We start from the raw sequence: 11149 nt of genomic DNA on the forward strand, positions 1-11149 counted from the left end.
GGCCTCTACGACGAGTCAGAGGAACTCGCCGGTGTCCAGTTCGAAGGCGAACGGCTCCGGCAGTGCTGCCGGTAGTCCTCGTTCTCGGGGTCGCTGAACAGCGTGACCGAAGAGGCGTCCCGGTCCACAACACCGTCACAGGGCAGTCACCGGAGGCACGACCCGGTCCAGCAACCGCGCGCCGTACACCGCCACCCGCTCCGCCTCACCACGCGCCGCCGCGAACCGCGCCGGCGCCGCGTCGTCCGTGCACACGAACAGCCACCGCACACCGCCCGCCGCCGACACCAGTGAGCCCTCCACCACCGGCACCAGCACCTCACTGCGCCGGAACTCCCCGACCTCATCGCTCATAGCACAAGTGAACGATCATGCCATGTGAGCGAGTTCAGGGAGTGCAGCAGTGGCGTGTCGGACACAACCGGCTCGGAGCCCTCGGGCGCCCCACCCGTCGCCGCCGTCTCCGTTACGTATTCTGTGGCCTCGAACTGCCGTGCATGGAAGGGGATTCGGGCGTGCCGCTGCACAAGGACGACCCGAAGTCGGTCGGCGGGTACAAACTGGTCGACCGGCTCGGGTCCGGCGGCATGGGGGTCGTCTACTGGGGCAGATCACGCTCGGGCCGTGACGTCGCCGTCAAGGTGGTGCACGCCCAGTACGCGGAGGACAAGGTCTTCCGCGCCCGCTTCCGGCAGGAGATCGAGGCCGTCCGCAAGGTCAGCGGCGCCTTCACCGCACCGGTCGTGGACGCCGACCCGGAGGCGGTACGGCCCTGGATGGCGACCCAGTACGTCGCGGGCAGCTCCCTCGCCGAACGGATCCGCGACCACGGCGCCCTCAAGGGCACCCAGCTGCGGCGACTGGCCCTGGGACTGGTGGAGGCGCTGCAGGACATCCACCGGGCCGGAGTGGTGCACCGGGACCTCAAGCCCGCCAACGTCCTGATGGCCGAGGACGGACCCCGCGTCATCGACTTCGGCATATCCCGCGCGGTGGAGAACCACAACACCCTCACCGAGACCGGCCAGATGATCGGCACCCCGCCCTTCATGTCACCGGAGCAGTTCATCGACGCCCGCACGGTCGGACCCGCCTCGGACGTCTTCTCGCTCGCCGCGCTCCTGGTCCACTCGGCCACCGGACGCGGCCCCTTCGATGCCGACAGCCCGTACCTCACGGCCTTCCGGGTCGTCCACGAGCCGCCCGAACTGAGCGGCGTACCGGTCCCGTTGCGCGCGGTCCTGGAGCGCTGTCTGGTCAAGGACGCCGCCGGCCGGCCCCAACTGGACGTACTGGCGAAGGAGTTCGCCGAAGCCCTGCCCGAGCCCGACCCCATGGATCCGGACCCCACGACCCTCCGCCTCGCCGACCCGAGGACCTTCGAGGAGACCTGTGCCGGGACCGGCGGCGCGGGGCCCGGAAAGGCCACCCGGTCCGGGCGCACGCGACGCCGCAGGGTCCGCCCCTTGCCGGTGGTGGCCTGCGCGGTGGGCGTGCTGGCCCTGGGGACGGGGTGGTACATACGCTTCGGGCCGGGCTTCCCGGACGGCTCGCCGGCGGCGAGTTCCGCCTCGTCCGCGGACTCCCGCTGGGCGGCGCTCCCCAGCGGCTGGCAGCCCTGGCAGACGACGACGTACGAGACGGCACAGCGGGGCGAGGTCAACCCGCTCGCGAAGGACAGCGCGGACGCCGGCGACGCCAGCTGCCAGACGTACGAGAACGCGGTCTACTGCGCGGGCAACAACATCCTCCCGGTCCGTCTGGACGGCCGTACCGGCGCCACCGTCTGGCGCTCCGCGCTCGCGACCTCCGCCGAGGGCGCGGACAAGGCGCGGGACAACTTCGAACTCCTCGGGGTGCGGGACGACGCGATGCTCCTCCAGCACTACGTCTACGGGGCCGACGGGAGCTCCAAGGCCGCCATCGTCGCCCTCGACACCAGGAGCGGCGAGCAGCTGTGGGCCCGGCAACGGAACAACGCCACCGTCGACCAGATCGTCTCCGGCGACCTCGTCCTGACCCCCGACCCCACCGGCCGGCTGGTGACGGCCCGTTCCCCGCGCACCGGAAACGACCGCTGGACCCTGCAGCTGCCCTCCGGCGACTACTGCCAGTTCACGACGGCCGGCTCCCGCCTGTATGCCCAGTGCTTCCCGGACGACGCGACCCAGGGCGCCGTACTCCTGGAGCTGAACAAGTCCGACGGATCGGTGCTCCGGCGCCTGAAGACCCCGTACACGAGCAGCCTGCTCGGCACCGTCGGCGGCCGGCTGGCCTTCGTGGTCGGCGGCACAACCGGCCCGGCGCGCCCCGAGGACCTGAAGTTCGGCGAGATCCGGCTGCTCGACCCGGACACCGGCTCGGCCACCACGACGAAGCTGACGACGGTCTACGACGGCTCGGTGCGGCTGGCCGCCGACACCCTGTGGATCACCCAGGCCAACGGCCGGGTGACCGCCGTGTCCCCGCTGACCGGGAAACCGCTGTGGCAGACCCGCACCGACGTCGAGGGCTCGGGACAGCCCACGTACGACTCCCGCACCTGCACCCTCTACCTGGCCAGCACCAGCGGCCGGGTCGCCGCCCTCGACACCCGCAAGGGCACGCTGCTGTGGGAGACGGGCGCACGTGCCGACCAGCTCGCGAGCGGTGACGTGACCAAGTCCAAGGTGCTGCTGAACGGCGGCGCGCTGGTCGTGAGCACCCCGGACGGCACCGTTTTCAGCCTGGACCCCGCGCACCCCGAGCGGAAACCCGTCCCGGGGTGACAGCGGCACAGACGGCTACGGCAGCGCCAGCATCCGCTCCAACGCCAGCTTCGCGAACGCCTCCGTCTCCTTGTCGACCTCGATCCGGTTGACCAGATTGCCCTCGGCCAGCGACTCCAGCGTCCAGACCAGGTGGGGCAGGTCGATGCGGTTCATGGTCGAGCAGAAGCAGACCGTCTTGTCGAGGAAGACGATCTCCTTGCCCTCGGGCGCGAAACGGTTCGCGAGCCGTCGTACGAGATTGAGCTCTGTGCCGATGGCCCACTTGGACCCGGCGGGCGCGGCCTCCAGGGCCTTGATGATGTACTCCGTCGAGCCGACGTAGTCCGCCGCGGCCACGACCTCGTGCTTGCACTCCGGGTGGACCAGGACGTTCACGCCCGGGATGCGCTCGCGCACGTCGTTCACCGAGTCCAGCGAGAACCGGCCGTGCACCGAGCAGTGGCCGCGCCACAGGATCATCTTCGCGGCGCGCAGCTCGTCCGCCGTCAGCCCGCCGTTCGGCTTGTGCGGGTTGTAGACGACGCAGTCCTCCAGGGACATGCCCAGGTCGCGGACGGCGGTGTTGCGGCCGAGGTGCTGGTCGGGCAGGAAGAGCACCTTTGTCGAATCGGGCTCCCCCTGCTGGAAGGCCCACTCCAGGGCCCGCTGGGCATTGGACGACGTGCAGATCGTGCCGCCGTGCTTGCCCGTGAACGCCTTGATGTCCGCGGACGAGTTCATGTACGAGACCGGCACGACCTGCTCGGCTATGCCGGCCTCGGTCAGCACGTCCCAGCACTCGGCGACCTGCTCGGCCGTCGCCATGTCCGCCATCGAGCACCCGGCCGCGAGGTCCGGCAGGACGACCTTCTGGTCGTCGGAGGTCAGGATGTCCGCGGACTCCGCCATGAAGTGCACACCGCAGAACACGATGTACTCGGCCTCCGGACGCGCCGCCGCGTCCCGGGCCAGCTTGAACGAGTCACCCGTGACGTCGGCGAACTGGATGACCTCGTCGCGCTGGTAGTGGTGGCCGAGCACGAAGACCTTGTCGCCGAGCTTCTCCTTGGCCGCGCGGGCGCGCGCCACCAGGTCCGGGTCGGACGGGGACGGCAGGTCGCCGGGGCACTCGACGCCCCGCTCGCTCTTCGGGTCGGCCTCGCGGCCGAGCAGCAGCAGGGCGAGAGGAGTCGGCTGTACGTCGAGCTCCGTGGTCTGGGCGGTGGTCACGACACGCACCCTTTCTGTTCTGCGGGAGGTTCTGCTGGAGGTCCTGCGGATGGACGTTCTACGGACGCGCTTCCCGTCCTTCTCGTCGAACTGACGTTATCTATCATAACCCGCTTCACGTCAGTTTGACGATGGTCATTGCGTCGATGTGACATGAATCCCGATGAGCCGTTTTCCGCCCGCCATCGCATGTGCGAGCATGAAGGAGGCGGCAAAAAACGGCGCCCGGCCCGGAATGAATCCGCGGCCTTGCCGGTTGCACCAGTCGGCAAGCAGTCTCCGTACAACCCGGGAGAGATGTAGATGTCCGTATCGGACGAGACCAGCACCGTCACCGACGGCATCATCCTGTCCGACGCCGCCGCGGCGAAGGTCAAGGCCCTGCTCGACCAGGAAGGCCGTGACGACCTGGCCTTGCGTGTCGCCGTTCAGCCCGGCGGCTGCTCCGGCCTGCGCTACCAGCTCTTCTTCGACGAGCGCTCCCTCGACGGAGACGTGGTCAAGGACTTCGGCGGCGTCAAGGTCGTCACCGACCGCATGAGCGCTCCGTACCTGGGCGGCGCGTCGATCGACTTCGTCGACACCATCGAGAAGCAGGGCTTCACGATCGACAACCCGAACGCGACGGGCTCCTGCGCCTGCGGCGACTCCTTCAGCTGAGCCACGATCCCCGGCTCGCTGAACAACTGAACGAACCGAAGGCGGCGGCCCCCTCCGACAGGGCCGCCGCCTTCGCGTATCAGGCGGGCTACTGCACCCCGGCCGTCTTCTGCGGCAGCCGCTGCCCCGGGTTCGGCGGCAGAATCTGCTTGCCGTCGGTGCCGACGACCTTCCGGTCGCCCAGCGGCTTCTCCAGGTGGACCGTCTTCTCGATCGCCTTGGCGATCATGATGCAGATCTTGCCCTTCCACGGCGTCTCGGTCACCTTCACGGTCACCTGGTCGGAGCTCTCGCTCGCCGTCGCCTCGTAGTCGGCGCACACACCGCCCGTGAAACTCACGGTCAGGTCCTTGCCCCCGGCGATGTAGTAGTCCACCTTGACGTCACGGGTGGCCGGCGCCGAGGACGGCCCGCTGCCCGGCGCGCTCGTCGAGTTCGAGGCCAGGTACTTCGGGTCGACGGCCGGATACGTCACCGTGAAGCCGTTCTGTGCGCCCGTGCCCTTCACCTGGAACAGCCAGGACGGCACCAGTGCCTGCCGCCCGTCCACCGCATGCACGGCCAGCCCGAAGACCGCACCGTCCACGGCCACGGTCTGCTTCGCCGGCGTCGCACCGGCCCCGGACGTCGACTGCCCGCACGGCGCCTCCAGCCGGTCCTTCAGCGGTACGGGGCTGGCGCAGCCGCCGATGCCCATGCGGTGGTCGGTCGTGGGCGCCGAGTTCATCAGGTCCAGCGTCTTCTGCGCACCCAGCACGGGATACGTGTCGCCCTTCACCGGCGCCTTCAACTGCCCACTGCCGCCCACCACCTCGCCCTGGGCGCCGACGGTCAGCCCGGTCGTCCAGCCGTAGGTGGGCAGCCCGCCGACCAGGGGGTTCGCGTTCACCACCCGCTGGGCGCCCATGACCTGGCCCGCGTCCACCTTCGCGTCGTCCTGGCCGGCCGCCTTCAGTACCGGCGCCGCGGCCTTCTTCGCGACGGCCTCGCTCACCGTGCCGCCGGCCGGGTTCGCAGGGTCCTTCGTGCATGCCACGGCGCTCCGACAGGCGTCGGTGCCGGCCGCGTACCGGTGGAAGGTCCACGTCCCCGGCGCCTGCTTGTCCACCACCAGACTCGGCCCGGATCCGTCCTTGGCGGACCCGACCTGCCAGGCCTGCCCCTGCGCCACCGGCGTCCCGTCCAGCCCGAGCGCCTTGGCCAGCCGCGCCACCTCGTCCTTGGTGACCTCACCGGCCGCCCGGTACACGGGCGCCGAGTCCGGCCCGTCGGGCAGGGCGCCGTCGGCCTTGTACTGCACGCCGTACGGGTTGGGCTCCCCGGGCGCGATCCCGTTCGTACCACCCTCGGAGTAACCGTCGAGCGCGAGCGGCGGGGGAGTGGTGCCGTCACCGGAGGCCCCGGAGCCGGTACGCCCGCCGGAGCCGCCGGAGGCCGATGCGGTGAGGTACGCCCCGCCGCCGCCCACCAGGAGCACGGCAGCGGCGACGGAGGCGATGAGCACGGGGGAGCGGCGCCTGGACGCACGGGGCTCCTCCGCCTCCGGATCAGGCGTGGCGTCGTGAACCTCAGCGCCGCCCTCGTCGCCCGCCGGAGCCTTGGCGGCCGCGGTCTCCACGGCCACCTCGGTCTCCTTGACCGGAGCGGTCGCTCCGACCACGGCGGCTTCTCCGGTCCCGGCGGTCGTCCCGACCGCGGCGATCTGCTCGGCCTCGGCCGCGGTGGGTTCCTCAATCTTGGCGGTCGCCCCGTCCACGGCGGTTTCCTCGCCCGGGCCGGTTTCCTCGCCCGCACCGGTCGCCTCGGCCTCGGCGCCCCCCTCTTCGGCCCCCGTCTTCTCCGCGCCGGCGTCGGGTCCCTCGACCTTGGCGGTCGCCCCGTCCACGGCGGTTTCCTCGCCCGGGCCGGTTTCCTCGCCCGCACCGGTCGCCTCGGCCTCGGCGCCCCCCTCTTCGGCCTCGGCGCCACCACGTTCGGTGCCGGATTCCTCCCCAGGAGCGTCCGCGTCGCCCTCCGTGACGCCCGGAGCCCCGGCGCGCACGGCACCCTGCTCCTCCACGGCACCCTGCTCCTCGGCGGAGCCGGCGGTGCCGTTCTCGTCCGGGGCGTCGTTGTCGGGTCGCTCGGTGTTCACCGCATCGCTCCTTCGCCTGCACAGCTGTCCTGTGACCCTGACCCGACCCTGTCAAAAAGGACTGCGGGAGAGTCGTGTCGCACATCCCCTTGGCGGGGGACGGCGATGGGACGCAGCGGAGGAGCGCGCGGTTCCCTTCAGATGCGCCGGCGCGGCCACCGGGCCGCAGCGGACTTGCAGACCCGTGCTCAGTCGCCGTAGTCCGACATCGAGTCCAGCAGGCGGGCCGACTTCGGCGGCACGATCACGCCGTGGATGAGGGACGGGGAGACCGGGCGGGAAGTGATGCGGTCGGGGGCGGCCCAGTGGGGGACCATCCGGGCGCAGTCGCCGCGCAGCGACGCAAGGTCGCCTTCCAGGTCGACCGGGACCGGGGCATGGACCTTCAGGTTCGTCATACCGGAACCGTATGCACGCGGCAGCCGACCGAGAAAGATCTACTATCGGGTAGTTTTGGCCACTTCAGAGCCCGGCTACGACCCGGTAGCGTGAACTGTCCATCCGCCCTCCCGTCTCTCACAGGAGAGTCCCCGCCGTGCGCATCGCAGTCACCGGCTCCATCGCCACCGACCACCTCATGACCTTCCCCGGCCGCTTCGCCGACCAGCTCGTCGCGGACCAGTTGCACACGGTCTCGCTCTCCTTCCTGGTCGACAACCTCGACGTACGCCGGGGTGGCGTCGGCGCCAACATCGCCTTCGGCATGGGTCAGCTCGGCACGACCCCGATCCTGGTCGGCGCCGCCGGCTTCGACTTCGACGAGTACCGCGCCTGGCTGGACCGGCACGGCGTCGACACCGACTCGGTCCGTATCTCCGAGACCCTGCACACCGCCCGCTTCGTGTGCACCACGGACTCGGACCACAACCAGATCGGCTCCTTCTACACGGGTGCCATGAGCGAGGCCCGCCAGATCGAGCTGAAGACCGTCGCCGACCGCGTCGGCGGCCTCGACCTGGTCCTGATCGGCGCCGACGACCCGGAGGCGATGCTCCGCCACACCGAGGAGTGCCGCTCCCGGTCCATCCCCTTCGCCGCCGACTTCTCCCAGCAGATCGCCCGGATGAACGGCGACGAGATCCGGATACTGCTGGAGGGCGCCACGTACCTCTTCTCGAACGAGTACGAGAAGGGCCTGATCGAGACCAAGACCGGCTGGAGCGACGCCGAGATCCTCGCCAAGGTGGGCCACCGCGTCACCACCCTCGGCTCCCGAGGCGTCCGTATCGAGCGGGCCGGCGAGGACCCGATCGAGGTCGGCTGCGCGGAGGAGGAGCGCAAGGCCGACCCCACGGGCGTCGGCGACGCCTTCCGCGCGGGCTTCCTCTCCGGCCTCGCCTGGGGCGTCTCCCTGGAGCGCGCCGCCCAGGTCGGCTGCATGCTCGCCACGCTCGTCATCGAGACGGTCGGCACCCAGGAGTACCAGCTGCGGCGCGCCCACTTCATGGAGCGGTTCGCCAAGGCCTACGGCGACGAGGCCGCCGCCGAGGTCCAGAAGCACCTGGCCTGACCTACGACACCCGGCGGACCACGTACGCGGCACCGTGGTCCGCCGGCTCCTCACCCATGTACTCCTGGCCCCGCATCTCGCACCACGCCGGGATGTCCAGCCGCGCCGCCTCGTCGTCGGACAGGACGCGCACCGTGCCGCCCACCGGCACGTCCCCGATGACCTTGGCGAGCTCGATGACGGGAATCGGGCAGCGCTTGCCGAGCGCGTCGACGACCAGCGCGTCGTCCTGCTGCACGGCCGCCGCCGCGACCGGCGCCCCCAGCTTCTCCCGCACCACCGCCACCGCCCCCGGCAGCACCGCCAGGAACCGCTCGACGTCCTCCTCCGGCGTCCCCATCGGCAGCGAAACCCGCACATTCCCCTCACTCAGCACCCCCATCGCCCTCAACACATGGCTGGGCGTCAGCGTGCTGCTGGTGCAGGACGACCCGGAGGAAACGGAGAAACCCTCCCGGTCCAGCTCGTGCAGCAGTGTCTCCCCGTCGACATAGAGACAGGAGAAGGTGACGATCCCGGGCAGCCGCCGCTCCGGATCCCCGACCACCTCCACGTCCGGCACCGACCGCGGCACCCGCACCCGGATCCGCTCCGTCAGCTCCCGCAGCCGTATCGCCTCTTGCGCCGCCTCCGCCCGCACCGCCCGGAGCGAGGCGGCCGCCGCCACGATCCCCGGCAGATTCTCGAACCCGGCGGCCCGCCCCGACTCCCGCTCGTCCGCGGGCCCTTGCGACACGAACCGCACACCTTTTCGTACGACGAGCAGCCCCACCCCCGAGGGCCCGCCCCACTTGTGCGCACTGGCCGCAAGCAGCGACCAGCCGCCCTCCACCGGCCCCCACCCCAGCGACTGCGCCGCGTCCACCAGCAACGGCACACCGGACTCCCGGCACACGGCAGCCACTTCGGCCACCGGCTGCTCGGTCCCCACCTCGTGGTTGGCCGACTGAAGACAGGCCAGCGCGGTGTCCGGGCGCAGGGCGGCCGCGTACGCCGCTGGTGTCACCCGGCCCAGCCGGTCCACCTCGATCTGCGTGACGCTCCCACCGCCGGCCTCGTGCGCGTCGGCCGCATGGAGCGCCGAGGAATGTTCGACCGCTGACACGATCAGGTGACGCCCAACCCGGTGACGCCCACCCAACGCCCCCGCGACACCACTGTGTACGGCCCGAGTGCCGGATGAGGTGAAGACCAGCTCGTCAGGACGGCATCCCACCGCCTCGGCGGCAGCCTCACGGGCCGCATCCAACAGCATCCGAGCACGCCGCCCTTCTCGGTAAAGCCGTGCGGGATCGGCCCACCCTTCATCCAGGGAGGCCAGCAGAGCCTGCCGGGCAACGGGATGAAGAGGAGCACTGGAAGCAGCGTCGAAGTAGCCCACACAGCAACGCTAAACCGCCGTTCACTGCAGTGGCCTCAAGGGGCGCGGGACGGTGACATGAGCGGCTCCGCCGCGGGGCGCGACAAGCCACATACGGCCCGCACCCGCCAAACCAGCGAACCACCCCATTGCATAGGCCCCCCTCCCCGCGACCCCCCGGAACGCGTCGGCTAGGGTTTGGTCCGCATAAACATCCAAACCCCTGCCCGACGCAGGGCGGCGACCGACCACCGAAGAAGGCAGGCCGCAGCCAACCGCGCGGGCGAGACTCTCGGGAAGGCGCTACGTGAGTCCCAACGGCTCCGACCGCTCGCCGCGGCGCCCGATGCGGCGGAAGCTGCTGCAGGCAATGACCGCGGGCCTGGTCCTGGCGACCGCCACCGGTTGCACATACAAGGACTTCCCCCGCCTTGGTATGCCCACCCCGACCACGGAAGAGGCTCCGCGGATCCTCTCCCTGTGGCAGGGCTCCTGGGCAGCCGCGCTCGCCACCGGCGTGCTGGTGTGGGGCCTGATCCTGTGGAGTGCTTTCTTCCACCGGCGCAGCCGCACGAAGGTCGAAGTTCCTCCGCAGACCCGGTACAACATGCCGATCGAGGCGCTGTACACGGTGGTTCCGCTCGTCATCGTCTCGGTGCTGTTCTACTTCACGGCCCGCGACGAGTCGAAGCTGCTCAGCCTCTCCGACAAGAAGCCCGACGTCACCGTGAACGTCGTCGGCTTCCAGTGGAGCTGGGGCTTCAACTACATCGAGCCCGTGCCCGGTGTCACCGGTGACGCGAAGACCGACCAGAACCTGGCCGGCATTCCGGACCGGTTCAAGAACGCGTTCCCGGCGAACGCAGGCGGTGTCTACGACGTCGGTACGCCTGCCACGAGGAACCCGCAGACCGGCAACCCGGGTCCGACGCTGTGGCTGCCCAAGGGCAAGACGGTCCGCTTCGTCCTGACCTCGCGTGACGTCATCCACTCCTTCTGGGTGGTGCCGTTCCTGATGAAGATGGACGTCATCCCGGGCCACACCAACTCCTTCCAGGTGACCCCCAACAAGGAGGGCACCTTCCTGGGCAAGTGCGCCGAGCTCTGCGGCGTCGACCACTCCCGGATGCTGTTCAACGTGAAGGTCGTCTCCCCGGAGCGCTACGAGCAGCACCTCAAGGACCTCGCCAAGAAGGGGCAGACCGGTTACGTTCCCGCCGGCATCGCGCAGACGAGCCACGAGAAGAACCGGGAGACGAACAACCTGTGAGCATCGTCAACGAACCCCAGGGCGCCGCGGCAGAGTCCCACTACGCGGACGAGCTGCCGGTCCGGCGCAAGCAGCCCGGCAACGTGGTCATCAAGTGGCTCACCACCACTGACCACAAGACGATCGGGACGCTCTACCTCGTCACGTCGTTCGCGTTCTTCCTGATCGGCGGCGTGATGGCGCTGCTGATGCGCGCCGAGCTGGCCCGTCCGGGCCTGCAGATCATGTCGAACGA

General features: G+C 70.2%; 9 protein-coding genes and 2 pseudogenes. 5 read left to right on the top strand and 6 right to left on the bottom strand.

The features are described from left to right. Positions 1 to 15: 15 nt before the first annotated feature. Positions 16 to 131 (bottom strand): annotated as a pseudogene (locus tag AB0N07_RS47925) (Uma2 family endonuclease); the annotation flags it as partial. 4 nt (positions 132 to 135) lie between these two features. After that, entirely contained in the window at positions 136 to 354 is a 219-nt protein-coding gene (locus tag AB0N07_RS47930) for a hypothetical protein (protein WP_365846825.1), read from the bottom strand. A gap of 161 nt (positions 355 to 515) precedes the next feature. Between AB0N07_RS47930 and AB0N07_RS47935 the strand changes: the two genes are divergently transcribed. After that, the gene (locus AB0N07_RS47935; protein ID WP_365846827.1) at positions 516 to 2768 is read left to right on the top strand and encodes a protein kinase; all 2253 of its coding nucleotides are present in this window, start codon (positions 516 to 518) and stop codon (positions 2766 to 2768) included. Positions 2769 to 2783: 15 nt separating this feature from the next. On the opposite strand, the gene nadA is transcribed toward AB0N07_RS47935, so the two are convergent. Further along, the gene (gene nadA / locus AB0N07_RS47940) at positions 2784 to 3980 is read right to left on the bottom strand and encodes a quinolinate synthase NadA (RefSeq protein WP_365846829.1); all 1197 of its coding nucleotides are present in this window, start codon (positions 3978 to 3980) and stop codon (positions 2784 to 2786) included. A 303-nt stretch (positions 3981 to 4283) separates the two neighbouring features. Between nadA and AB0N07_RS47945 the strand changes: the two genes are divergently transcribed. Then, positions 4284 to 4640 carry an iron-sulfur cluster assembly accessory protein gene (locus AB0N07_RS47945; RefSeq protein WP_030582488.1) on the top strand — a complete coding sequence of 119 codons (357 nt, stop codon included), beginning with the start codon at positions 4284 to 4286 and terminating at the stop codon, positions 4638 to 4640. Between the two features lie 88 nt (positions 4641 to 4728). On the opposite strand, the gene AB0N07_RS47950 is transcribed toward AB0N07_RS47945, so the two are convergent. Next, positions 4729 to 6774, bottom strand: coding sequence for a hypothetical protein (locus AB0N07_RS47950; RefSeq protein WP_365846831.1), 2046 nt, complete (start codon positions 6772 to 6774; stop codon positions 4729 to 4731). 188 nt (positions 6775 to 6962) lie between these two features. Beyond that, positions 6963 to 7172 (bottom strand): hypothetical protein, encoded by a 210-nt coding sequence (locus AB0N07_RS47955; RefSeq protein WP_030932599.1) that lies wholly within the window; start codon positions 7170 to 7172, stop codon positions 6963 to 6965. Between the two features lie 137 nt (positions 7173 to 7309). On the opposite strand from AB0N07_RS47955, the gene AB0N07_RS47960 reads away from it, so the two are divergent. Next, the gene (locus AB0N07_RS47960) at positions 7310 to 8284 is read left to right on the top strand and encodes a carbohydrate kinase family protein (RefSeq protein WP_365846833.1); all 975 of its coding nucleotides are present in this window, start codon (positions 7310 to 7312) and stop codon (positions 8282 to 8284) included. Position 8285: 1 nt separating this feature from the next. Here AB0N07_RS47960 and AB0N07_RS47965 read toward each other — a convergent pair whose 3' ends face one another. After that, positions 8286 to 9665, bottom strand: coding sequence for an aminotransferase class V-fold PLP-dependent enzyme (locus AB0N07_RS47965; protein ID WP_365846835.1), 1380 nt, complete (start codon positions 9663 to 9665; stop codon positions 8286 to 8288). A 286-nt stretch (positions 9666 to 9951) separates the two neighbouring features. On the opposite strand from AB0N07_RS47965, the gene coxB reads away from it, so the two are divergent. Further along, the gene (gene coxB / locus AB0N07_RS47970) at positions 9952 to 10914 is read left to right on the top strand and encodes a cytochrome c oxidase subunit II (protein ID WP_365846837.1); all 963 of its coding nucleotides are present in this window, start codon (positions 9952 to 9954) and stop codon (positions 10912 to 10914) included. Then, positions 10911 to 11149, top strand: a pseudogene (locus tag AB0N07_RS47975) (cytochrome ubiquinol oxidase subunit I); the annotation flags it as partial. The gene coxB and the pseudogene AB0N07_RS47975, both read left to right, overlap by 4 nt.

Origin of the sequence: Streptomyces sp. NPDC051172, assembly GCF_040682555.1 — a bacterium.
Classification (GTDB): domain Bacteria; phylum Actinomycetota; class Actinomycetes; order Streptomycetales; family Streptomycetaceae; genus Streptomyces.

Coding starts and splice junctions, on each gene's coding strand:
- AB0N07_RS47945 (WP_030582488.1), top strand. CDS start 4,284: ATGTCCGTATCGGACGAGACCAGCACCGTCACCGACGGCATCATCCTG.
- AB0N07_RS47930 (WP_365846825.1), bottom strand. CDS start 354: ATGAGCGATGAGGTCGGGGAGTTCCGGCGCAGTGAGGTGCTGGTGCCG.
- AB0N07_RS47955 (WP_030932599.1), bottom strand. CDS start 7,172: ATGACGAACCTGAAGGTCCATGCCCCGGTCCCGGTCGACCTGGAAGGC.